This window comes from Mycobacterium sp. 20KCMC460 (assembly GCF_022179425.1).
Classification (GTDB): Bacteria; Actinomycetota; Actinomycetes; order Mycobacteriales; family Mycobacteriaceae; genus Mycobacterium; species Mycobacterium kiyosense.
Window position 1 is genome coordinate 3,769,404 of the sequence record NZ_AP025524.1, and the last position, 23,398, is coordinate 3,792,801.

A 23,398-nucleotide genomic window follows, 5' to 3' on the forward strand; every position below is an offset into this window, starting at 1 on the left:
CCGCCTACCGCACCGAGGCGCGAACGGCGGCGGCAAAGGCGTCGCCGCGGGCACCGTAGCCGGTGAACTGGTCGAACGACGCGCCGGCCGGGGCCAGCAGCACCGTGTCGCCGGGTTGGGCCAGTTCGCGGGCGGCGGCGACGGCCGCGGCCATCACCCGAGACCCGAGCGGTTCATCAGTCTGCGCAACTTGTTTCACTTTGGTAACAGAAACCCCAGCAGCCTCATGCATCACAACATCCTCGCCTGTCACCACCTGTACCACGGGGACATCGGGCGCGTGTCGCGATAACGCCTCGGCAACCGCGGCGCGGTCCCGTCCGATCAGCACCGCACCCACCAGCCGCGATGCGATGCGGGCCACCTCGGCATCCACGGATGCGCCTTTGAGCAGACCCCCGGCCAGCCACACCACCCGCGGGAAAGCGAGCACGGACGCCTGCGCGGCGTGCGGGTTGGTGGCCTTGGAGTCGTCCACGTAGGTGATGCCGCCTGCGACGGCGACCACCTCGCTGCGATGCCGGCCGGGCCGGAACGCTTCGATCGCCGACGCGAGAGCGGCCGCCGGCACGTCGACCGCGCGGGCCAGCGCGGCCGCCGCCAGCGCGTCCAGCACGCCGACCGGGCCGGGCACCCGGATCGAATCGACCGGCAGCAACCGCAGATCGTCGGCGAACGCGCGGTCCACCAGGTATCCGTCCCGCACGCCGAGTTCCCCGGCGGCGGGCTCGCCTAGCCGGAACCCGACCCGAACCGGCGCCGGCGCGGTGTCCCTAAGCGCGACCGCCCGGGCGTCGTCGAGCCCGACCACGGCGACCCGGCCGGTGAGCACCCGCGCCTTGGCGGCGGTGTAGTCGGCCATGGTGCCGTGCCAGTCCAGGTGGTCTTCGGCGATGTTGAGCACCACCCCGGCCTCCGGCCGCAACGACGGCGCCCAGAACAGCTGGAAACTGGACAGCTCCACGGCCAGCACGTCGGCGGGCTGATCCAGCACGTCGAGCACCGGGTCGCCGATGTTGCCGCACAGCGCGCTGCGCAACCCGCCGGCGATCAGCATTTCGTGCAGCATCGAGGTGGTGGTGGTCTTGCCGTTGGTGCCGGTCACCACCAGCCAGCGCCGCGGCGGCCCGTAGTGGCCGGCCGCGTCCAGGCGCCAGGCCAGCTCCACGTCGCCCCAGATGGGCACGCCCGCGGCGGCCGCCGCGGCCAGCACCGGCGTGCTCGGCTGAAACCCTGGACTGGTCACCACCAGCGCGAAATGCCCGATCCGCTGGATCGCGGCCGCCGGGTCCAGCGTCGCGACGTCGCCGAATCCGGCCAGCATCGCCGGGTCGTCGTCACACAGCGTCGGGACGGCGCCGAACCGGGTCAGCGCGGCCAGCACCGCGCGACCGGTCACCCGCGCGCCGGCGATCAGGACCGGCGCGCCGGGGGCCAACGGGGCCAGCATCTCAGGCGCCGATCGTGGACAGCCACTCACCGTAGAACAGGGCCACGCCCAGGCCGCAGGTGATCGCGGTGAGCAGCCAGAACCGGATGATCACCGTGGTTTCGGCCCAGCCCACCAGCTCGAAATGGTGATGGAACGGCGCCATCCGGAACACCCGGCGTCCGGTGGTCCGGAACGCCAGAATCTGCAGCACCACCGAGGTGACCTCGGCGACGAACAGCGAACCCAGTACGACGGCCAGCATCTCGGTGCGGCTGGTGACCGACAACCCGGCGATGATGCCGCCCAGCGCCAGCGACCCGGTGTCGCCCATGAAGATCTTGGCCGGCGCGGCGTTCCACCACAGGAACCCGATGCAGGCCCCCGCGGTGGCCGCCGCGATGATCGCCAGGTCCAGCGGGTCGCGCACGTTGTAGCAGCCCAGCCCGGGCGCGGTGACGCACGCGTTGCGGTACTGCCAGAAGGTGATCAGCACATAGGCGCCGGTGACCATCGCCATGCAGCCGGCGGCCAGCCCGTCCAGCCCGTCGGTGAAGTTGACGGCGTTCGACCAGGCGCTGACCACCACCACGCAGAACAGCACGAACAGCGCCGGGGCGAAGGTGACGGTGGCGATCTCGCGCACGTAGGACAGATCCGCGCTGGCCGGGGTCAGACCGGCCGGGTTGCGGAACTGCAGCACCAGCACCGCGAACAGCACGGCGCTGGTGATCTGCCCGACCGTCTTGGCCGTCTTGTTCAGTCCCAGGTTCCTGGACCGGCGGATCTTGATCAGGTCGTCGAGAAAACCGACGCCGCCCAGCGCTGTGGCCAGGCCCAGCACCAGCAATCCGGAGGCGGAGATGCCTTCGCCGTCGAAGAACATGCCGAGCAGGTGGGTGCCCAGGTAACCGGCCCAGATACCGGCCAGGATCGCCACCCCGCCCATCGACGGCGTGCCGCGCTTGGTGTGGTGGCTGGGTGGACCGTCCTCGCGGATCTGGTGGCCGAACCCCTGCCGGGTGAACAGCCGGATCAGCGCCGGGGTCAGCAGGATGGACACGGCCACCGCGATGGCGACGGCGATCAGGATCTGCCTCACCGGCGTGCGCTCCCGCCCTCGGCGACGAGCGCGTCGGCCAACTCCCCCAGCCCGGCCGAGTTGGACGCTTTGACCAGCACCACGTCCCCGGGTCGCAGTTCGGCGCGCAACAGTTCCAGGGCAGCGTCCCGGTCAGCCACGCTGATTACCTCCGACCCCCATGAGCCCTCCATGACCGCTCCGTGGTGCATGGCGCTCATCGACCTCCCGGTTCCCACGACAACAAGTCGAGACACATCTAATCGCACCGCGAGCCTGCCGATGCGATCGTGCTCGGTTATCGCGTCCGCGCCGAGCTCGGCCATCTCTCCCAGCACCGCCCAGCTGCGTCGCGGATCGCCGCGACGGTCCTGCCCGCCGCGGGCGATCCAGGCGAGCGCCTGCAGGCCGGCGCGCATCGAGTCGGGGTTGGCGTTGTAGGCGTCGTCGATCACCGTCACCCCGTCGGCGCGGGTGCTCACCTGCATCCGGTGCCGCGAGACCGGGCCGGCCGCGGCGAGCGCAGCCGCCACCTGCCCGACGTCGGCACCGCATTCCAGCGCGACGGCCGCCGCGCACAGCGCGTTGCTCACCTGGTGGTCGCCGGACACGCCCAGCTGCACTTCGGCCTGCGCGTCGCCGGCATGCAAAGTGAAGCGGGCTCGCGCCCGGTCGTCCAGGGTCGTCGGGCCGGCCCAGACGTCGGCGCCCTGGCCGCGGCCGACTCGGACCACCCGGGCGGCGGTGACCTGTGCCATCGCGGCGACCAGCGGGTCGTCGGCGTTGAGCACGACCACCCCGGACGACGAAACAGCTTGTGGCAGTTCGGATTTGGTTCGCGCGATCATTTCTTGGGAACCGAACTCCCCCAGGTGCGCGGTGCCGACATTGAGGACGACCCCGATGGACGGCGGCGCGATCCGCGCCAGCGCGGCGATGTTGCCGGGATGGCGCGCCGAGAGCTCCAGCACCAGAAAGTCGGTGTCGCGGGTCGCGCGCAGCACCGTCCAGGGGTGACCCAGCTCGTTGTTGAAGGAACCGGGCGGCGCGACCACCTCGCCCAGCGGCTCGAGTACGGCAGCCACCAGGTCCTTGGTGGACGTCTTGCCCGAGGATCCGGTGATCCCGATGATTCGCAGGCCCCCGGCGACCAGGTCGGCGGCCACCGCGGCGGCCAGCTTGGCCAGCGCGGCCAGCACCGCCGCACCGGAACCGTCGGTGTCGTGCTCGAGCACCCCGGCCCGACCGTCCTGCGCGGTGACCGGTTCGACGACGATCGCGGGTACCCCGACCGGGCGGGCGGCCAGCACCACCGCCGCACCGGCGGCGACGGCCCCCGCGGCGTGGTCGTGCCCGTCGGCGCGGGCACCCGGCAGCGCCAGGAACAGTCCGCCCGGCCCGACCGCACGCGAGTCGAACTCCACGGTGCCGGTGACGTGCGTGGCCGCGGCCTGCTCCGGCGAGATGTCGGCCAGTGTGCCGCCGACGATCTCGGCGATCGCGGCGACGGTCAAATCGATCACGCCAGGTCCTCCAGGGCGCGGGCGAGTTCAACCCGGTCGTCGAACGGGCGGACTTCGCCGGCTGCGCGCTGCCCGGTCTCGTGCCCCTTGCCGGCGATCAGCACCACGTCGCCCGGGCCGGCCCAGGCCACCGCGTGCCGGATGGCCGCGCGCCGGTCGGCGATCTCGACGACGTCGGCCTGCCTGCCGACGTGCGCTGCGCCGTAAAGGATTTCGCGCCGGATGGCGGCGGGGTCCTCGCTGCGCGGGTTGTCGTCGGTGATGACGACCAAGTCGGCCAGTTCGGCGGCAATCCCGCCCATCGGGGCACGCTTGCCCGGGTCGCGGTCGCCACCGGCGCCGAACACCACCGCCAGCCGGCGGTCCGGCCGCAGCAACGTGCTCAGCACCGCCCGCAGCGCGCCGGGCTTGTGGGCGTAGTCGACCAGGGCCAGGAAGTCCTGGCCGCGGTCCACCCGTTCCAGCCGGCCCGGCACCCGGATCTCGCGCAGTCCCGGCACCGCCTGTTCCGGAGAAACTCCGACCAGGTCCAGAATCGCCAGCGCGACAAGACAATTGGAGATGTTGTAGTGGCCCGGCAGATCGATCCCGACCCGGTGGTGCACGCCGGCGGGATCGATGGCGGTGAATTCCTGACCGGCGGCCCCGTGTGGGGTGACGTCCACGGCGCGCCACTGCGCCGGCTGGTCGGTGACGCTCACGGTGACCGCGTTGCCGGCCCGGGCGGCCATCGCCCGCCCGGCGTCGTCGTCCACGCACACCACCACCTCGCGGGCCCGCAACGCCGAGGCTGGGTCGAACAGCAGCGCCTTGGCCTCGAAATAGTCCTGCATGGTCGGATGGAAGTCCAGGTGGTCGCGCGAGAGGTTGGTGAAGGCGCCCACGGCGAACCCGGTGCCGTCCACCCGGCCCAGGGTCAGCGCATGACTGGACACCTCCATCACCACGGTGTCGACGCCGCCCTCAGCCATCGCCGCGAACAGCGCCTGCAGCGCCGGCGCCTCCGGGGTGGTCAGGGCACTGGGGACGTCGACGCCGTCGATACGGACACCGATGGTGCCGATCAGCCCGGCAACCCGGCCGGCGGCCCGCAAGCCGGCCTCGACCAGATACGTGGTGGTGGTCTTGCCCGAGGTGCCGGTGATGCCGATGACCGTCACCCGGTCCGACGGCCGCCCGTACACGGTGGCGGCGAGCCCGCCGAGCACACTGCGCGGCGCCGGATGCACCAGCACCGGCACTGGGACGCCGGCCAGTTCGGCCGCCCCGGCGGCGTCGGTCAGCACGGCGACGGCACCGCGTTCCAGGGCCTGGCCGGCGTGCCGGGCGCCGTGCGTGGTCGACCCGGGCAGCGCCGCGAACAGATCGCCCGGTCGCACCTCCTGGGCGCGCAACGTCACGCCGGTGATGGGCACGTCCGGGACGACGGCCGCGCCGTCCGCCGATACGGCCCCGACCTGCATGGCCAGCGCCGGCAACCGAGCTCCGGGGACCGCACTGGGACGCCGCGCAGTGGGCACCACTCATTCACCTCCCTCAGCCACGACCAGCGTTGACACCCTACCTATCCGCGGGTGGGGTTTTCGCTGCGCGCGCCGGGTCTGCAGAAGGCAGCGGGGGCCGCTACATCGCCTGCAGGGTGAGCGGCGGTCCAGGATCCGGTGACAGCGGCACGTTCTCGCGCTGCATCAGCCAGCCGGCGATGTTGTGGAACAGCGGCGCGGCGGAGTGTCCGGGCGTGCCGTCGGCGTTGCTGTGCGGGTTGTCCATCATGATGCCGATGACGTAGCGCGGGTTGTCGACGGTGGCCATGCCCGCGAAGGTGATCCAGTAGACGTCCTCGAAGTAGCAGCCGCACGCCGGGTTGATCTGCTGGGCGGTGCCGGTCTTGCCGGCCATCTGGTAGCCCGGCACCGCGGCGGCCGGGCCGGTGCCCTGCTGGTAGCCCATCGGGTCGTGCTGGACGACGGCGCGCAACATCTGCCGCACCGTCTGGGCGGTCTGGGCCGAGACCACCCGAACGCCCTCCGGGCGCGGCTCCTCGGTGCGGGTGCCGTCGGGCGCGATGGTGGCCTTGAGGATGCGCGGCGGGATCCGCACGCCGTCGTTGGCGATCGCCTGGTACATGCCCGCCATCTGCAGCAGGGTCATCGAAAGGCCTTGGCCGATCGGCAGGTTGGAGAAGGTGCTGCCCGACCACTGGTCGATCGGCGGCACCAGCCCGGCGCTCTCACCGGGCAGCCCGACGCCGGTGCGCTGCCCCAGCCCGAACTTGCGGACCATGTCGTAGAAGCGCTCCGGACCCACCCGCTGGGCCAGCATCAGGGTTCCGACGTTGGACGACTTCCCGAACACCCCGGTGGTGGTGTACGGCATCACGCCGTGCTCCCAGGCGTCGTGGATGTTGACCCCGCCCATGTTGATGGAGCCCGGAACCTGCAGGACTTCGTCGGGGTTGGACAGGCCGTATTCGATGACCGAGGACGCGGTGATGATCTTGTTCACCGAGCCGGGCTCGAAGGGCGAGGACACCGGCAGGTTGCCCAGCTGCCGGTCGGCCTGGCGGCCGATGTCCTGCGACGGGTCGAAGGTGTTGTCGTTGGCCATGGCCAGCACCTCGCCGGTGTGGGCGTCGAGCACGACAGCCGAGACGGTGTGCGCGCCGGACAGGTCCCTGGCCTGCTGCACCTGCTGCTGGACGTAGAACTGGATGTCGTCGTCGAGGGTGAGCTGGACGGTCGACCCGTACACCGCCCGGTGCCGGTTGCGGTAGCTGCCGGGGATGACGACGCCGTCGGAGCCGCGGTCGTAGGTGACCGAACCGTCGGTGCCGGCGAGCATGGCGTCCAGGGCGTCCTCGAGCCCCAGCAGGCCGTGCCCGTCCCAGTCGATGCCGCCGACGATGTTGGCCGCCAGCGAACCGCCGGGGTACTGACGCAGGTCTTGCCGTTCGGAGCCGACCTCGGGGTACTTGGCCGAGATCGCGTTCGCGATGGCGGGGTCGACGGCCCGAGCCAGATACACGAACGATTCGTTGCTCTGCAGCTTCTTCAGCAGGGTCGGTGCGTCCGGCTTGTTGTTCAGCTTGCCGGCGATCTCCTTGGCGATGGCGGCCAGCCGCTCCTGCGGGTCGGGCGCCTGGGGCGCCTTTCTCCTGGCCTCTTCCAGCTGCTGGCGGACCCGCTTGGGCTGGAAGGTCAGTGCGCGCGCCTCGATGGTGAAGGCCAGCCGGTCGTTGTGGCGGTCGATGATGGCGCCGCGGACCGCGCGTTCGATGTCGGTGACCTTGAGCTGACCGGCGGCCTGGGCGTTGAGCTGCGCGGCGTTGGACACCTGCAGGTAGAACAGCTGGCTGATGGCGACCACCATCAGCACGGCGATGATGACGTTGCCGGTGCGGTGCCGGAACACGAACGACGCGCCCCGGTTGCCCACCTGGACCGCCTGGCGGGTGCGGCGCAACTTCGCCGAATGGCCGCCGCCCGCAACCGGTGTGGGTTTGGCTTCGGCTTTCCCGGCTTTGCGGAATCGGCGGGATTCCCGGACGTCCGGGCGGTCGCTTCGCCGGGCCCGCGCGGGTTGGTGGCCCTTCTTGGCCTCGCGCGGCTGACGCGGACCGCGCTCGGCGCGCCGCGCGTCGCCCCGGCTCATCGGGGCGTCCCGGGCGCGGGCTGTTCAGTGTCGGCCGGCGCGGGGGCCGCCGGCGGGGCCAGCACCACCAGCGGCGGTGCGGACACCGGGGCGGGCGCTGCCGGCAGCGCCGGAGCCGGGGCCGTGACAGCGGGGGGCGGCAGCAGCCCCGAGTGCACCGAGTTGGGCGCGGGCACCTGGCCGGGCACCTGCCCGCCCGGTGCGGCAGGGGTCAATCCTGGCGCGGCGGGCACCTGCCCGGCGACCCCGGGTAGCTGGCCGGGCGCTGCGGGTAGCTGACCGGGGACTGCGGGTAGCTGGCCGGGCACTGCGGGTAGCTGGCCGGGGACTCCGGGTAGCTGGCCTTGCGGAAGGGGCCCCGCCAGCGTCGGCGTACCGTCCGGTCCGCGCAGCAGCACCTGCGGCCCTGACCGGGCAGGCGCGGCCGGATCGTTGGGGCTGGGCACCCGGACCGCGACCTCCGGGGGCGGCGCCTGCGGCTTCGGCGGCTGCGGCGTCTCCTCGGGCAGCTTGGTGTTCAGCGGCGGCGGCGGGACGCCCTCGGCCGGCTTGGGCGTGCCGACCACGACCCAGTTGCCGTCCGGAGCCTGGACCAGGTGGGCGGTGTCGCGGCTGGGGATCATGCCCTGCTTGCGTGCCGCCTCCGACAGCGCCGGCGCCGACTCCGCGTCCCGCACGTCGCGCTCCAGCGATTCCTTCTGTTGTTGCAGCATCCGGGTGCGGTCCCGGGCGTCGCTGAGCTGATAGGACCGCTCGGCGGCGGCGGTGGACAGCCACAACGTCAGACCCAGCCCCACGCCCAGCGAACCGATGATCAACACCACGAACGGGACCCTGCTGAGCAGGACGTGCGGCCGCAGGTCGATCTCGGCCAGCCGGGCAGCCAGGCGTTCGGTCAACTTGGGCCGAACAACTTTGGGCGCCTTGGCTTTCCGCGCTTTTGCCCGTGCCTTGGCCTGGCTGCTGTTCTTCGGCCGGGCCGGCCGGTCCACCGGTCGGGTGATCGGCGAGGTCTGCGGCCCCGACCGCGGCACCCGGGCCTCGCGGTTGGGCGCCGCGGGCGTGCGCGACCGGCCCCGCCGCGCCGACGGGTCCGCCGCGGTCGGCGGCCGGCGCCGGCGCGCCAACTGCGACGCTCGCTGTCGCGGCGCTTGGTCGCCTCGCGCTGTCTGCTCATGGCTGTGCCTTCCCCCTCGCGTGGTCCACTCGTTGCAGGGCCCGCAGCCGCACCGGGGTGCTGCGCGGGTTGCGCTCCATCTCGGTCGCATCGGCCCGCTCTGCGCCGTGCGTCAGCGACCGGAATCGCGGCCCATGGCCGGGAAGTTCGACCGGGAGCCCCGGCGGTGTCCGGGAGGCGGTCGCGTCGGCGAACGTGCGCTTGACGATCCGGTCCTCCAGCGACTGGTAGGCCAGCACCACGATGCGGCCGTCGACCACCAGCGCGTCCAGAGCCGCCGGAATGGCGCTGCGCAGCGACTCCAGCTCGTCGTTGACCGCGATGCGCAGTGCCTGGAAGGTGCGCTTGGCCGGGTGGCCGCCGGTACGCCGCGCCGGCGCCGGGATCGCTTCGTAAAGCAGCGCGACCAGTTCGGCCGTCGTGGTGAAGGGGGTGTGGGCGCGCCGGCGCACGATCCGCGCCGCGATGCGCCGGGCGAATCGCTCCTCGCCGTAGCGGTGCAGAATGCCCGCCAGCTCGGCCTCGTCGTAGGTGTTGACCACGTCTGCCGCGGTCAGCGGAGACGACGGGTCCATCCGCATGTCCAGCGGCGCGTCCTTGGCGTAGGCGAAGCCCCGCTCGGCGCGGTCCAGCTGCATCGACGAGACACCCAGATCGAACAGCACCGCATCGACCGATTCCACTGTGCCGTAACCGGATTCGGCCAGCGCATCGGCGATGCCGTCGTAGCGGGTGTGTACCAGAGTGATGCGGTCGGCGAACGGGGCCAGCCGCGTGCCGGCGATGTCCAGCGCGCTCGGGTCGCGGTCCAGCCCGATCAGTCGCAGACCCGGCAATGCGGTGAGGAACCGTTCGGCGTGCCCCCCGGCGCCCAGGGTGGCGTCGACCAGGACGGCACCGGAACCGTCCGGGTGGTGGCGGGTCAGCGCCGGGTTGAGCAATTCCAAGCAGCGCTGCGCCAGGACCGGTACATGGCCGAAATCGCTTGTGCCGGAGGCCGGCTGGTCAGCCACCGCGAGACCTCCCGGGCTGTGTGCGACTACTTGCCGTCCCGCCCGTGCACCGAGGTCCCTGTCCGAAAGCACGCACCTGGCGTTGGGGAAGTACGCCAGGGTCGGTTCGGGCAGAGACCACGGTGCACAGGCATGCACCTCAGAAGATGTCGCCGAGTGCTTCATCGCTGGCCGCGGAGAAGTTCTCTTCATGGATTTGCTGATAGTCGTGCCAGGCTTGCGCGTCCCAGATCTCGAGGTAATCGACCGCCCCGATCACCACGCAGTCCTTGGACAGGCCCGCGTAGCGCCGGTGGTCGGCCGACAGCGTGATCCGGCCCTGCGCGTCGGGGTGCTGCTCGTCGGTGCCGGCGGCCAGGTTACGCAGAAACGCACGCGCCTCGGGGTTGCTGCGCGGGGCCTTGCTGGCCTTGCGGGCCAGCAGTTCGAACTCCGTCCGCGGGTAGACGGCGAGGCTGTGATCTTGGCTCTTGGTGACCATCAACCCCCCTGCCAGTGCGTCGCGAAACTTGGCCGGCAGCGTGAGCCGCCCCTTGTCGTCGAGCTTGGGCGTGTAGGTGCCGAGAAACACTGGGGCACCTCCAACTTGCTTCTCACCCAAACACTTCGGCCACCATACCCCACAACTCCCCACTTCTCCCCATAAACGCCCCCTCCGCGCGTCCCGGAGTGGCGTTTTGCCCACCCGTCCCGCGTTCAAGCCGAATTCAGGGCCGCCACGCCACCGGATGAGCGGTGCGAAATCGCAGCTCACAGGCGCAAAACCGACGAATGGGGGGCCGGTGGGGCGCGGTGGGGCAGGCAGGGCACAAGTGCGCTACGAACCGGACACGAGTTGAAGTCGCACGGCCCGTCGGGCGGGTCCAGCACTCCCGGATCTGCAATGGTGGCCGCACCACCAGCTAGCCAACGAAAACGGGACCGCCTCTCGGCAGCCCCGTCATCTGTTGTCGCGCTTGACTACTCGTCGAAGCGGCGGCGGAAACGCTCCTCCATGCGGTTGGTGAACGAGCTGCCCGCGCCCTTGGAACGACGCGGACGCGAGATCGCAGTGGCTCCCCCGCGATCCGGCTTCCCGGTGAGACGCCGGCCGGTGACGGCGTACACCACGCCGCCGAACATGACGACGAATCCCAGCACGCTCAAAATCGGGAAGGTCCCAATCATCGTGGCCTTGAACGCCACCCCGGACACCAACATCGCCAGGCCGACAAAGAACAGCGCCGTCCCCTGCAGGCGCCGGCGCGCAGTCGGGGCGCGAAAGCCCCCGCCGCGCACACTGGACGCGAACTTGGGATCCTCGGCATAGAGAGCGCTCTCGATCTGGTCGAGCATTCGCTGCTCATGATCGGAGAGTGGCATTCGTCCCTCCTTGCCGAAACACTGTCACATAGCAACCGATAGCACACGCACGCCCGTTGCGGGGCAATTAACTCCGATGATACGAGGTCAATCTACGCGGTACCACTGATTCGCAGGCGATTCTATCCCGGCGCCGACCACTGTGACGAAATGGCCCGCGACAACCGGGCGTGCAGCACGTCACATCGGCCGCTCGCCACGGCCCGAGCGCCGGGTCCGATACTGGAACCACCACACACGAGCCGCTCCACCGCCGACCCGCAGACGAGGAGGACACCGCGAATTGGCGACATTCCTCATCGATCTGCCGCCGCAAGAAATGGAACGTCGCCTCGGCGATGCGCTGCGCGTGTACGTCGACGCGATGCGTTACCCCAAAGGCACCGAGAGCCAGCGCGCCGCGATGTGGCTCGAACACACCCGGCGCAGCGGCTGGCAGGCCGTCGCCGCCGTCGAGTTGGCCACCGCCGATGCGACCCACCAACCCTCGGTGAGTGAGCTGGGCGCCGCGCCGCTGGTCGGTATCGCCTACGGCTACCCCGGGGCGCCCGGCCAGTGGTGGCAACAACAGGTGATTTTGGGCCTGCAGCGCAGCGGTTTTCCGCCGCACGCGATCGAGCGGCTGATGAACAGCTACTTCGAGCTCACCGAGCTGCACATCCATCCCCGCGCCCAGGGTCGCGGCGTCGGCGAGGCGCTGGCCCGGCGCCTGCTGGCCGGTCGCTCCGAAGCCAACGTCCTGCTCTCCACTCCGGAGACCAACGGTGAAGCCAACCGGGCCTGGCGGTTGTATCGCCGGCTGGGTTTCACCGACGTCATCCGCAGCTACCACTTCGTCGGGGACCCCAGGGCGTTCGCGATCCTGGGCCGCCCGCTGCCGCTCTAGCGGCGCACCGGCCGTGTCGCAACCGGGCGGCTGAGCAGAACGGCGCACCGGGTCTGGCACGATGACCTGGTGCGCGTGAGCTCTCCCCCGCCAACCGTGTCCCCCGCCCGCCTTCGGGCGCAGCGGGACCGGCGCCGCATGCTGGCCATCGTGCTGCTGCTGATGCTGGTGCCGTTGGCCACCGGCTGCCTGCGGGTCCGCGCCTCGCTCACCATCTCGCCCGACGACCAGGTGTCCGGCGAGATCATCGCCGCCGCAAAACCCAAGAACAACAAGGACACCGGCCCCCAGCTGGACACCAACCTGCCGTTCAGCCAGAAAGTCGCCGTCTCCAACTACGACAGCGACGGCTACGTGGGGTCGCAGGCGGTCTTCTCCGACCTGACCTTCGCCGAGTTGCCCCAGCTGGCTCACCTGAACTCCGATGCCGCCGGGGTGAATCTGTCGCTGCGCCGCAACGGCAACCTGGTGATGCTGGAAGGCCGCGCCGACCTGACCTCGCTGACCGACCCCGAGGCCGACGTCCAGCTGACCGTCGCCTTCCCGGGAACCGTCACCTCCACCAACGGCGACCGGATCGAACCCGAGGTGGTGCAGTGGAAGCTCAAGCCGGGCGTGGTGAGCACCATGACCGCGACCGCCCGCTACACCGACCCCAACACCCGATCGTTCACCGGAGCCGGAATCTGGCTGGGCATCGCGGCGTTCGCGGCCGCGGGGGTGGTCGCGCTGCTGGCCTGGGTCAGCCGGGACCGCTCGCCCCGGTTCAGCACACCCAGCGACCAATCCTCAAGCTGACACCGCGCGCTAATCGCCCGGCGCCCAGTAGGCCAGCATCTCGGCGAAGGTGTCGAAGGCCGGGCCGGAAACCCCGTACGTCGCCTCCAGATGGATGCTCAGCGGAAAGCCCAACTCGGCCAAGCCGTCGATCACCCGTTTGTACAGCTCGACCAGCAGCGCGCGCTTGCGCGGCGGCTCGCTGGCGGCCAGCGTCTTGACGAATTCCTGCTCGGCGGCCACCGCCGCGTTGCCCGGGTCCTGGATCAGCCAGTTGATCAGGCCGACGCGCGACTCCACCTTGGGGACGAAACCGAACGACAGCAGGATCTCGGGCCGGTGCTCGGTCGTTTTGGCGAACTCGGTCAAAAAGCCCACGATCGCGTCGGAGTACAGCAACTGGGTCATGCCGTAGGTGGCGCCCTGGTTGCATTTGAAGTTCAGTCGACCGTGTTCACCCTCCCGGGTCGGGATCACGATCACCCCGCGATTGGGCACCGCGTCGCGATAAATCGACAGCGCGTCGGTGGGTGCCACCCCGGAGCCCTCACCGTCGTTCATGGTGCGCGGCACGCCGACGAACACCACACCCTCCATGCCGGCGCCGGTCAACGCCGCCAGCCGCTGCCCCAGCGTCGCCTCGTCCATGAACGCGGTGACCTGGGTGCACAGGCCGCGCAGGCCCGGCAGCTCCGGTTTGATCATCGACCAGAAGTCCAGCACGTCCAGCTTGGCCTTCATCGGCACCGGGCGATCGTCGTCCTCGGCGATCATCCCCGGGATCATGACGTGCCGGAGCTTTCCCTGCAGACCGGATTCCGCCGAGTACCGCACCACTTTGCGCGCGTCTTCCAGGGCCCGCTGGCGGCCGTCCTCGACGTTGGGCGGCACCAGCTCCAGCGCGATGGTGTTGAGCGTCACACGGCTCCTCGTTCTCGATCGATGACTCGTACTCGCGCTGCGCCGCGCAAACCCTTTCCAGACCCCACGACAGCATAGGGGCGTGCGCTACCCGCGCTTGAGGGACGCCACCAGCACCGGCGCGGCATACACTGTCGGGCCAGAGGCATGCCGATCGAGAAAGGGGCGCCGCGCTGAGCCTGGAAACATCGGTGACCGACAAGGTGGCTGACGCCGTCACCGACCAACTACGGCAGTACCTGCGCGGCCGTCGCAGCGAATCGAGCTTTCTCGGCGCCGACTACCACGAATTGACCGGCTGGCTCGAGGATTTCGCGCTCACCGGGGGCAAGCGACTGCGACCGGTGTTCGCCTACTGGGGCTGGGATGCGGTGACCACCGAGCCGCCCGATCCCGAAGTGCTGCTGCTGTTTTCGGCACTCGAACTGCTGCACGCCTTCGCGCTGGTGCACGACGACGTGATCGACGGGTCCGCCACCCGCCGCGGTCGGCCGACCGCCCATGTGCACTTCGCGGCCCTGCACCGCGAACGCCGATGGCAGGGCCCGGCGGATCAGTTCGGCGTCTCGGCGGCGATCCTGCTCGGCGACATCACACATGCCTGGGCCAACGACATCGTGGCGCGCACCGCCCTGGACCCGGGCGCCCGGGTGCGCGTCGAGCGGGTGTGGTCGGACATCCGCACCGAGGTGCTCGGCGGGCAGTACCTCGACATCATCGCCGAAGCAGCGCCGCCGGCATCGGCCGAGGAGTCGGTCGCCGCCGCGATGAAGGTAGCCACCTACAAGACCGCCTGCTACACCGTCACCCGGCCCTTGCAGCTCGGTGCGGCCGCCGCCGCCGACCGGCCAGACATCGCCGCGGCGTTCCAGAGTTTCGGCACCGACCTCGGGGTGGCTTTCCAGCTGCGCGACGACGTCCTCGGCGTGTTCGGCGACCCCGCGGTGACGGGCAAACCGTCCGGGGACGACCTGCGGTCGGGCAAACGCACCGTGCTACTGGCCGAGGCGACCCGGCTAGCCGAGAAGTCGGATCCGTTGGCGGCCAACCTGTTACGATCCTCGATCGGCACCGACCTGACCGATGCCCAGGTGCACGAACTGCGTGCGGTGATCGCCGGGGTGGGGGCGCTGGCCGCGGCGGAGGACCGCATCGCCGAGCTCACCGGACGGGCGCTGGCCACGCTGGCGTCGGCGCCGATCACGGCGTCGGCCAAGACCGGGTTGTCCGAGCTGGCCCAGCTGGCCACCGACCGGTCGGCCTGAACCCGATGACCACCACCGCTGCCAGCAATGAATCGGTGCGGCAACGTCTTTCGGAGTTCCGCAGCTTCGCGACCAGTCCCGAGGCCGGGCCGGCGCGACTCGGTTTCCTGGCTGCGGTACTCATCACGCTGGGCGCGTCGGGAGCGGGCAGCACCCGCCAGCACGATCCGCTGCTGGAAACGATGCACCTATCCTGGCTGCGGTTCGGCCACGGCCTGGTGTTGTCCTCGATCCTGCTGTGGGCGGGCGTGGTGCTGATGCTGGTCGCCTGGCTGCGCCTGGGTCGACAGGCACTCGCCGGCGGAGCCACCGAATTCACCATGCGGGCCACCACCGCGTTCTGGCTGCTGCCGCTGCTGGTCTCGGTGCCCGTGTTCAGCCGGGACACCTACTCCTACCTGGCGCAGGGCGCGCTGCTGCGCGACGGCCTGGACCCGTACGCGGTGGGGCCGGTCGGTAACCCGAATTCGTTGCTGGACAACGTGAGCCCGATCTGGACGATCACCACCGCGCCCTACGGCCCGGCGTTCATCCTGGTGGCCAAGTTGGTCACGATGCTCATCGGCAACAACGTGGTGGCCGGAACCATGCTGCTGCGCCTGTGCATGCTGCCCGGGCTGGCACTGCTGATCTGGGCCGCACCCCGGCTGGCGCACCACGTCGGCACCGACGGCGCCAAGGCGCTGTGGATCTGCGTCCTCAACCCGCTGGTGCTCATCCATCTGATGGGTGGGGTGCACAACGAGATGCTGATGGTGGGTCTGATGGCCGCCGGTATCGCGCTGACCCTGCAGCGCCACCACGTCGCCGGCATCACGCTGCTCACCGTCGCGATCGCGGTCAAAGCCACTGCCGGGCTGGCGTTGCCGTTCCTGTGCTGGGTGTGGATGCGGCATCTGCGTGAAGACCGGGGCTGGGGGGGCGTGCCCGCATTCGGTGTCGCGGCGCTGTCCTCGCTGCTGATCTGTGTCGCGGTGTTCGGGGGCTTGTCGCTGGCGGCCGGGGTGGGCCTGGGCTGGATGACGGCGCTGGCCGGTTCGGTGAAGATCATCAACTGGCTGACCGTGCCGACCGCGGCGGCGAACCTGATTCACGCCTTCACCAGCGGGTTCTTCGCGGTGCAGTTCTACACCGTGCTGCGCATCGCCCGGTTGATCGGCATCGTGATCATCGCGGTGTCGCTGCCGGTGTTGTGGTGGCGGTTCCGGCGCGACGACCGCGCCGCGCTGACCGGGATCTTCGCGGCGATGCTGATCGTCGTGCTGTTCGTGCCGGCCGCGCTGCCGTGGTACTACTCCTGGCCGCTGGCGGTGCTGGCGCCGCTGGCGCAGTCGCGCCGGGCAATGGCTGCCATCGCGGGTTTCTCGACGTGGGTGATGGTGATCTTCAAACCCGACGGTTCGCACGGCATGTATTCCTGGCTGCACGTCGGGCTGGCGACCGCATTTGCGCTGGCCGCCTGGTATTTGCTGTACCGCGAGCCGGCGGCCGAGGTGACGGAGCCGGCTGCGGCTAGTACGCCATAGCCTGGGCGCGCCGCACCACCTCGCGGGCCTGGTGCGCGTGCAGCGCGTCTACCGGGCGCGCATTGTTCAGGGCGTCCCGCGAGCCGTCGCGGGTGACGGTCAGCGACGGGTCCGGGGTGAACAACCAGCGCACGATCTCGGTGTCGCGGTACCCGCCGTCGTGCAGGATCGTCAGCAGCCCCGGCAGGCTCTTGACCACCTGGCCGGTGGTGGTGAAGAAGACCTGCGGCACCACCAGGCTGCCGTCACGGCGCACCGCCACCAGGTGCCCTTCCCGGAGCTGCTGGAGGACCTTGCTCACCGGTATGCCGAGCAGTTCGGCGACCCGGGACAGGTCATAGGTTGGCTCGTCGGGATCCAGGACGTCGTCGCCGGCCGGAATGCTGCCCACGCACGTCAGTCTAGAACCTGGCGGGCCGGCAAGTGTGCGCGTTACGCACAGGTTCTGCGACCCAATCGCTCCCCCACCCTACGATTGCCAGCGTGGCTGGACCCGCGGACCCGTTGACCGGTGCGTTGCTCGACGGGCGCTACCTGGTGCAGGAGACCATCGCCAGTGGCGGGACCTCGACGGTGTACCGCGGGCACGACACCCGCTTGGACCGGCCCGTCGCGTTGAAGGTGATGGACGCGCGCTACGCCGCCGACCAGCAGTTTCTGACCCGCTTCCAGTTGGAGGCGCGCACTGTGGCCCGGTTGAAGGACCCGGGCCTGGTCGCCGTCTACGACCAGGGGCAGGACGGCCGGCACCCGTTCCTGGTGATGGAGTTGATCGAGGGCGGCACCCTGCGTGAACTGCTGGACGAGCGCGGCCCGATGCCGCCGCACGCCGTGGTGGCGGTGCTGCGGCCGGTGCTGGGCGGGCTGTCCGCGGCGCACCGGGCCGGACTGGTGCACCGCGACATCAAACCCGAGAACGTGCTGATCTCCGACGACGGCGAGGTCAAGATCGCCGATTTCGGGCTGGTCCGCGCCGTCGCGGCCGCCGGCATCACCTCCACCAGCGTCATCCTGGGCACCGCGGCCTACCTGTCGCCGGAGCAGGTGCGCGACGGCAACGCCGGACCGCGCAGCGACGTCTACGCGGTGGGGATCCTCACCTACGAACTGCTGACCGGCTGCACGCCGTTCACCGGCGACACCGCGCTGTCGGTGGCGTATCAGCGGCTGGACCGGGACGTGCCGCCGCCCAGCGCCGCGATCGACGGGGTGCCGGCGCAGTTCGACGACTTCGTGGCGTGCGCGACGGCCCGCGACCCGGCCCAGCGCTACGCCGACGCCATCGAAATGGCCGCCGACGTCGACGCGATCGCCGAGGAGCTGGGATTGCCGGGTTTCCGGGTGCCCGCGCCGCGCAACTCCGCCCAACATCGTTGCGCGGCACTGCATCACAGCAGCATGGCGCAGCGCCGCCCCGAGCCGCCGGTGTCGGCCGCGCCGCCGGTACACCATTCCACGCGTCAATTCGCCCGCGTCCCCCAGCCCGCCGCGGCGGCACCCGCCGCCAGCCCGGAGCGGGACGAATCTCCGCCCGATTCGGGACAGTTCGCCGGGATCCCGATCGACGAGTTCACCTACGCCCGACAGCATTACCGCCGGATGGTGCTGGTCTGGCTGGCGGTGGTGATCACGCTGGCCGGGTTGGTCGCCAGCGGCTGCTGGCGGCTCGGTATCCACCTCGCCAGCCTGCTGTAACGGTCGCGGCCCAACCGCCCCGCCGCGAATGCAACCCGGCTGCGAATCCGAGGCCGGAATTTCGCCGTGCGGTGGCCCCCGCGCGAGGACGCACGACGAACCGGGTCAGTCGCGCAGCATCTCCGCGACCAGGAAGGCCAGCTCCAGCGACTGCTGGGTGTTCAGCCGCGGGTCGCAGGCCGTCTCGTAGCGGCCCGCCAGGTCGGTGTCCGAGATGTCCTGCGCCCCGCCGAGACATTCGGTGACGTTCTCGCCGGTGATCTCGACGTGGATGCCGCCCGGGTGGGTGCCCAGCGCCCGGTGCACCTCGAAGAAGCCCTGCACCTCGTCGACGATCCGGTCGAAGTGCCGCGTCTTGTACCCGGTCGAGGACTCGTGGGTGTTGCCGTGCATCGGGTCGCACTGCCAGATCACCTGGTGACCCGCGGCCTGCACTTTCTCGATGATCGGCGGCAACACGTCGCGCACCTTGTTGTTGCCCAGCCGGCTCACCAGGGTCAGCCGGCCCGGCTTGTTGTGCGGGTCGAGCCGCTCGACGTATTCGACGGCCAGCTCCGGCGTCATCGTCGGGCCGATCTTGACGCCGATCGGGTTGGCGATCACCTCGGCGAACGCGACGTGCGCGCCGTCGAGCTGACGAGTCCGCTCGCCGATCCACACGGTGTGCGCCGACAGGTCGTACAGCTGCGGCTCGCCGTCTTCCACATCGGACAACCGCAGCATGGACCGCTCGTAGTCCAGCACCAGCGCCTCGTGGCTGGCGTAGATCTCGGCCGTCTGCAGGTTACGGTCGGCCACCCCGCAGGCGCTCATGAAGTGCAGCGCCCGGTCGATCTCGGCGGCCAGCGCCTCGTAGCGGGCGCCGGCCGGGGAGGTGCGGACGAACTCTCGGTTCCAGTCGTGCGCCAGGTGCAGGGAGGAGAAGCCCGACGACGTCAGCGCCCGCACCAGGTTCATCGCGGCGCTGGCGTTGGCGTAGGCCCGCACCAGCCGCGACGGGTCGTGCGCGCGCGCCGCGGCATCCGGGGCGAACCCGTTGATCATGTCGCCGCGGTAGGACTTCAGCCCGAGCGCGTCGATGTCGGCCGACCGCGGCTTGGCGTACTGGCCCGCGATGCGGGCCACCTTGACCACCGGCATGCTGGCGCCGTAGGTCAGCACCACCGCCATCTGCAACAGGGTGCGGATGTTGCCCCGAATGTGCGGTTCGGTGTTGTCGGTGAACGTCTCGGCGCAGTCGCCGCCCTGCAGCAGGAAGGCCTCGCCGCGGGCAACCTGCGCCAGCTGTTCCTGCAGCCGGACGATCTCGGAGGCCACCGTCACCGGCGGAACGCTTTCGAGCACCGTGCGCATCGCCGCCGCCTGGTCGGCGTCCCAGCTGGGTTGCTGGGCGGCCGGCTTGGCCAGCGCGGTGTCCAGCTGTGCGCGCAGGTCAGCGGGCAGCGGCGGCAGCGGCGGCAGCTGGTCGATCGGAATATCGACGGTCCAGTTCATCGGTCCATCGTAGCTGTGGCCACTCGGCCGGGCTGATCAGGGCGAACGCTGCTCAGCGGTGATTATCCGGAAGCGCCGCAAGTGATCCCGCGCGTCCACCAGCGCGTCGTGCGCGTCGCGCGACCGTGGCGGCAGCCGCGGACTGCCGCGTTCTTCCCACAGTTGGCGCAGCTCCCGGGTGAATCGCGGGATGGCCCGGGGCAGCGCGGGCATCGCCCCCCACAGCTGACACAGCGCCACGTGGTCGTAAGCCGCGATCCAGGCCCACAGCTCGATGGGGTCCGAGCCGCCGACCCGGAAGAACTCTTCCAGGTCGGCGCGGATCCGGTTGCGGGAGCGCCACAGCGCCGAGGCCGGCGGCGGCAGCTTGGGCAACACGTTGGCCCGCACCCAGCTGCCGGCCCGTTCGGGATCGAATTCGGTGGAGACTGCGTAGTATTCGCGGCCGTCTTCGGCGACGACGCCGATCGAGATCAACTCGATGGTGCGGCCGTCCTCGATGAACTCGGTGTCATAGAAATACCGCACGTCGCAGCTTATCGAGTCAGCCGGCGCGGCGGGCCCCGGGCGTGCCTGCGGCGGGCTCGGCGACCAGGGTGGGCTCGATGCCGTCGGGCGGTGGGGCGGGATGCACATCCAGGTCGAGCTGGGCGTCGACCTCCCGCTCGTCGGGCAGGTGCGGCGTGCCCGCAATGGCGCCCTGCAGCAGCAGTTTGACCCGCACCACCGGCCGGCGCAGCCGGCGTTCGCGCTGCAGCGCGCGACGCATCTTGTTGGGTCGGCTGGTGTAGCGCCAGCGGGCCCACGGCGCGTGCGGCCGCGACAACCGGACCGCCCCGACCACCAGCAGCACCACCAGGAACATACCGAGCAGCCCCGTCCACACCTTGCCCTTGAGCACCACCACCACCGCCAGCGGCAGGGTGAACACCAACGCCACGGCCAGCGTGCTGCGCAGCACCACCCACTCGCCGCCGTAGCGGATCGGCAGCAGGAACATCAACGGGTGCAGGCCCAGGATCAGCAGTCCGGCCACCGCCACCGCGGCGAACACCGCGTCCACCGAGGTGCGCCCGTCCTCCTCCCAGTACACGTCGGACAGGTGCAGGATCAGCGCGTACTCGTCGAGCACCAGCGCGGCGCCGATCCCGAACAGGATGGCCGCCAAGCTGACCTGCGGTTCCTGACCGTTGATCGTCAAGGTCACCAGGGTCAGCCCGGACAGCATCACCAGCACCACCCCGACGGCGACGTGGTGGATGTGCACCGATCCGACGTAGATGTTGCGCGGCTGCCACCAGCGCACCGGGCGGCCGCGGTCGGCGCGGTGGCGGATGACCCGCACGAAGGTCCTGGTGACGAAGAAGGTCAGGATGAACGCGACCAGGCAGCACAGCAACGGCAGGTGGCCGCGGTCGATGATGTCGTGCTGCAGCCAACGATGCACCCTAAAAAGTTACGCCCGCCGGCCCGTCGGACGCCGAAAGCCGCGCTGGCCGGGGAAAGCACCGCGCGGTAACGATTAGGCTGTCACCGACATGACAAGATGGCGGTCGCCCGAGCTGGGCAGTCGACTCGGGCGGGTCTGCCTGTGGTGCCTGCTCTGGCTGCTGGCCGCCTCGGCGCTGGGTTACACGTGCTGGGAGCTGTTCGGGCACATCCCGTACCGCATCGACATCGACGTCTATCAGATGGGCGGCCAGGCCTGGCTGGACGGGCGGCCGCTGTATCACGGCAATGTGTTGTTCCACACACCCATCGTGGATCTGCCGTTCACCTATCCCCCGCTGGCTGCGGTCGTGTTCAGCCCGTTCGCCTGGCTGGGCATGCCGACCGCCAGTGTTGTGATCACGGCGGTGACGCTGGTGGTGCTGTTGGTGTCGACGACGATCGTGCTGACCCGCCTCGACGTGTGGGAGACCTCGGCGTTGCTGCCCGGCCCGGCGTGGCTGCGGCGCGCCTGGTTGGCGGTGATCGTGGTGACGCCCGCGTCGATCTGGGCGGAGCCGATCAGCTCGAACTTCGCGTTCGGTCAGATCAACGCCGTGTTGATGACGCTGGTGGTCGCCGACTGTTTCCCCCGCCGCACCCCGTGGCCGCGGGGGCTGCTGCTGGGGCTGGGCATCGCGCTGAAACTGACTCCGGCGGTGTTCCTGCTGTATTTGCTGCTGCGCCGGGACACCCGGGCCGCGTGCGTGGCGCTGGCCAGCTTCGCCGCCGCGACGCTGCTCGGGTTCGCGCTGGCCTGGCGCGACTCGTGGGAGTACTGGACGCACACGCTGCGCCACACCGACCGCATCGGCGAGGCGGCGCTGAACACCGATCAGAACATCGCCGGCGCGCTGGCCCGGCTCGGGCTCGACGAACACGCCCGCATGCCGTTGTGGATGCTGGCGTGCGTGGCCGTGCTGGCGCTGACCGTCTGGGCGATGCGCCGCGTGCTGCGGGCCGACGAGCCGACGCTGGCGATCGTATGCGTCGCCCTGTTCGGGCTGGTGGTGTCACCGGTCTCCTGGTCACATCACTGGGTCTGGATGCTGCCCACGGTGCTGGTGACCGGTGTGCTGGCCTGGCGTCGCCGCAATGTCGCGCTGGCCGTGGTCACCGCGGCGGGGATGGCGTTGATGAGGTGGACTCCGATCGACCTGCTGCCTAAACACCACGAGACCAGCGCCTCGTGGTGGCGGCAGCTGCTCGGCATGTCCTACGTGTGGTGGGCGCTGGCGGTGATCGTCGTCGCCGGCGCCACCGTCACCGCGCGAGTGGGCACCGCGCGTGCGGCGCAACGGCAACCCGTACCGGTCCCGGCCGCCTAACCAGGCACCTCCGGCTTATCGGGCCGCTAACCGGCTTGCGTCTCGGGGATTCGCGCGGCATCTGACGACGTCGACTCGGAACCGTCCGCGTCCTCGTCGGCGGCGCTGCCGTCCTTGACGCTGGCGGCGTAGATGTCGACGTACTCCTGCTCGGAGAGGCCCATCAGCTCGTACATCACCTCGTCGATGACGGCACGCTCGATGAAGTGGTTGCCGGCCAGCCCGTCGAACCGGGAGAAGTCCATCGGCTTGCCGAACCGGACGGTGACGCGGCCGAACCGCAGCATCGAGGTGCCGGGCGGGTTGACGACGTTGGTACCGATCATCGCGACCGGGATAACCGGAACTCCGGTCTGCAGGGCGAGCCGGGCCAGCCCGGTCTTGCCCTTGTACAGCCGGCCGTCGGGTGAGCGGGTGCCCTCGGGGTACATGCCGAGCAGCTTGCCCTGGGCCAGCACCTGCTTGGCGGTTTCCAGCGCGGCCTGCGCTGCCTCGGAGTCGGTGCGGTCGATGGGCACCTGCCCGACGGCGGTGTAGAACCAGCGGTTGAACCAGCCCTTGAGGCCGGTGCCGGTGAAATATTCGGACTTGGCCAGGAAGGTGATTCGACGCCGCACCACCAGCGGCAGGAAGAAGCTGTCCATCACCGCCAGGTGGTTACTGGCCAGGATCACCGGCCCCGAACTCGGAACGTGTTCCAGCCCTTCGACTTTGGGGCGACCGATCACGGACAGCAAGGGACCGAGGAGTACGTACTTAAAAAGGTAGTACCACATGGCCCT

At 70.3% G+C, this 23,398-nt stretch carries 21 protein-coding genes; 6 read left to right on the plus strand and 15 right to left on the minus strand.

Annotated features, from left to right (window positions below):
* Positions 1-4: 4 nt before the first annotated feature.
* From murD to MKCMC460_RS17490, 9 genes are all read right to left on the minus strand, one after another.
* Entirely contained in the window at positions 5-1,450 is a 1,446-nt protein-coding gene (murD, locus tag MKCMC460_RS17450; RefSeq protein ID WP_236982902.1) for a UDP-N-acetylmuramoyl-L-alanine--D-glutamate ligase, read from the minus strand.
* A 1-nt stretch (position 1,451) separates the two neighbouring features.
* A complete protein-coding gene (mraY, locus tag MKCMC460_RS17455; protein WP_236982900.1) occupies positions 1,452-2,531 on the minus strand; it encodes a phospho-N-acetylmuramoyl-pentapeptide-transferase in 1,080 nt (359 codons plus the stop codon).
* The gene (murF, locus tag MKCMC460_RS17460; protein WP_238304625.1) at positions 2,528-4,033 is read right to left on the minus strand and encodes a UDP-N-acetylmuramoyl-tripeptide--D-alanyl-D-alanine ligase; all 1,506 of its coding nucleotides are present in this window, start codon (positions 4,031-4,033) and stop codon (positions 2,528-2,530) included. Before murF ends, mraY begins: the two co-directional genes overlap by 4 nt.
* On the minus strand, positions 4,030-5,496 hold the full coding sequence (locus MKCMC460_RS17465; protein WP_236984043.1) for a UDP-N-acetylmuramoyl-L-alanyl-D-glutamate--2,6-diaminopimelate ligase: 1,467 nt from the start codon (positions 5,494-5,496) through the stop codon (positions 4,030-4,032). Before MKCMC460_RS17465 ends, murF begins: the two co-directional genes overlap by 4 nt.
* A gap of 160 nt (positions 5,497-5,656) precedes the next feature.
* Positions 5,657-7,684 carry a penicillin-binding protein 2 gene (locus tag MKCMC460_RS17470; RefSeq protein WP_236982899.1) on the minus strand — a complete coding sequence of 676 codons (2,028 nt, stop codon included), beginning with the start codon at positions 7,682-7,684 and terminating at the stop codon, positions 5,657-5,659.
* Positions 7,681-8,811 carry a hypothetical protein gene (locus MKCMC460_RS17475; RefSeq protein ID WP_370652860.1) on the minus strand — a complete coding sequence of 377 codons (1,131 nt, stop codon included), beginning with the start codon at positions 8,809-8,811 and terminating at the stop codon, positions 7,681-7,683. Before MKCMC460_RS17475 ends, MKCMC460_RS17470 begins: the two co-directional genes overlap by 4 nt.
* Positions 8,812-8,857: 46 nt before the next feature.
* Positions 8,858-10,039 (minus strand): 16S rRNA (cytosine(1402)-N(4))-methyltransferase RsmH, encoded by a 1,182-nt coding sequence (gene rsmH, locus MKCMC460_RS17480; protein WP_370653185.1) that lies wholly within the window; start codon positions 10,037-10,039, stop codon positions 8,858-8,860.
* Positions 10,014-10,445, minus strand: coding sequence for a division/cell wall cluster transcriptional repressor MraZ (mraZ, locus tag MKCMC460_RS17485; protein ID WP_236982898.1), 432 nt, complete (start codon positions 10,443-10,445; stop codon positions 10,014-10,016). The genes rsmH and mraZ overlap by 26 nt, the downstream gene beginning before the upstream one ends.
* Positions 10,446-10,834: 389 nt before the next feature.
* Complete coding sequence (locus MKCMC460_RS17490; protein ID WP_236982897.1) at positions 10,835-11,236, minus strand: DUF3040 domain-containing protein; 402 nt, start codon at positions 11,234-11,236, stop codon at positions 10,835-10,837.
* Between the two features lie 283 nt (positions 11,237-11,519).
* Between MKCMC460_RS17490 and MKCMC460_RS17495 the strand changes: the two genes are divergently transcribed.
* Both MKCMC460_RS17495 and MKCMC460_RS17500 read left to right on the plus strand, forming a co-directional pair.
* The gene (locus MKCMC460_RS17495; protein WP_236982896.1) at positions 11,520-12,122 is read left to right on the plus strand and encodes an N-acetyltransferase; all 603 of its coding nucleotides are present in this window, start codon (positions 11,520-11,522) and stop codon (positions 12,120-12,122) included.
* A 138-nt stretch (positions 12,123-12,260) separates the two neighbouring features.
* Complete coding sequence (locus MKCMC460_RS17500) at positions 12,261-12,920, plus strand: DUF3153 domain-containing protein (RefSeq protein ID WP_238306019.1); 660 nt, start codon at positions 12,261-12,263, stop codon at positions 12,918-12,920.
* 9 nt (positions 12,921-12,929) lie between these two features.
* On the opposite strand, the gene MKCMC460_RS17505 is transcribed toward MKCMC460_RS17500, so the two are convergent.
* Positions 12,930-13,820 (minus strand): mycobacterial-type methylenetetrahydrofolate reductase, encoded by an 891-nt coding sequence (locus MKCMC460_RS17505; RefSeq protein ID WP_236982895.1) that lies wholly within the window; start codon positions 13,818-13,820, stop codon positions 12,930-12,932.
* A 203-nt stretch (positions 13,821-14,023) separates the two neighbouring features.
* Here MKCMC460_RS17505 and idsA2 point away from each other — a divergent pair, with 203 nt between their 5' ends.
* Both idsA2 and MKCMC460_RS17515 read left to right on the plus strand, forming a co-directional pair.
* Positions 14,024-15,085, plus strand: a complete 1,062-nt coding sequence (idsA2, locus tag MKCMC460_RS17510; protein WP_236984041.1) for a bifunctional (2E,6E)-farnesyl/geranyl diphosphate synthase — start codon at positions 14,024-14,026, stop codon at positions 15,083-15,085.
* A 5-nt stretch (positions 15,086-15,090) separates the two neighbouring features.
* Positions 15,091-16,611, plus strand: coding sequence for an alpha-(1->6)-mannopyranosyltransferase A (locus MKCMC460_RS17515; protein WP_236982894.1), 1,521 nt, complete (start codon positions 15,091-15,093; stop codon positions 16,609-16,611).
* On the opposite strand, the gene MKCMC460_RS17520 is transcribed toward MKCMC460_RS17515, so the two are convergent.
* Complete coding sequence (locus MKCMC460_RS17520) at positions 16,598-17,002, minus strand: Rv2175c family DNA-binding protein (RefSeq protein WP_236982892.1); 405 nt, start codon at positions 17,000-17,002, stop codon at positions 16,598-16,600. The two genes, MKCMC460_RS17515 and MKCMC460_RS17520, sit on opposite strands and share 14 nt — an antisense overlap.
* Positions 17,003-17,094: 92 nt before the next feature.
* Here MKCMC460_RS17520 and MKCMC460_RS17525 point away from each other — a divergent pair, with 92 nt between their 5' ends.
* Positions 17,095-18,306 carry a protein kinase gene (locus tag MKCMC460_RS17525; RefSeq protein ID WP_236982884.1) on the plus strand — a complete coding sequence of 404 codons (1,212 nt, stop codon included), beginning with the start codon at positions 17,095-17,097 and terminating at the stop codon, positions 18,304-18,306.
* Positions 18,307-18,411: 105 nt separating this feature from the next.
* Here MKCMC460_RS17525 and MKCMC460_RS17530 read toward each other — a convergent pair whose 3' ends face one another.
* Genes MKCMC460_RS17530 through MKCMC460_RS17540 form a run of 3 tightly spaced genes read right to left on the minus strand, consistent with a single transcriptional unit; the run spans position 18,412 to position 21,247 of the window.
* Positions 18,412-19,800: a class II 3-deoxy-7-phosphoheptulonate synthase gene (locus tag MKCMC460_RS17530; RefSeq protein WP_238304626.1), complete on the minus strand. Its 1,389-nt coding sequence runs from the start codon at positions 19,798-19,800 to the stop codon at positions 18,412-18,414.
* A gap of 36 nt (positions 19,801-19,836) precedes the next feature.
* Positions 19,837-20,328, minus strand: coding sequence for a polyadenylate-specific 3'-exoribonuclease AS (locus MKCMC460_RS17535; RefSeq protein ID WP_238304627.1), 492 nt, complete (start codon positions 20,326-20,328; stop codon positions 19,837-19,839).
* Between the two features lie 16 nt (positions 20,329-20,344).
* On the minus strand, positions 20,345-21,247 hold the full coding sequence (locus MKCMC460_RS17540; RefSeq protein ID WP_236982875.1) for a hypothetical protein: 903 nt from the start codon (positions 21,245-21,247) through the stop codon (positions 20,345-20,347).
* Between the two features lie 91 nt (positions 21,248-21,338).
* Here MKCMC460_RS17540 and MKCMC460_RS17545 point away from each other — a divergent pair, with 91 nt between their 5' ends.
* Positions 21,339-22,616: a glycosyltransferase 87 family protein gene (locus MKCMC460_RS17545; protein WP_238304628.1), complete on the plus strand. Its 1,278-nt coding sequence runs from the start codon at positions 21,339-21,341 to the stop codon at positions 22,614-22,616.
* A 26-nt stretch (positions 22,617-22,642) separates the two neighbouring features.
* Here the strand turns inward: MKCMC460_RS17545 and MKCMC460_RS17550 are convergent, their stop codons facing one another.
* Entirely contained in the window at positions 22,643-23,392 is a 750-nt protein-coding gene (locus tag MKCMC460_RS17550) for a 1-acyl-sn-glycerol-3-phosphate acyltransferase (RefSeq protein WP_238304629.1), read from the minus strand.
* Positions 23,393-23,398 lie beyond the last annotated feature (6 nt).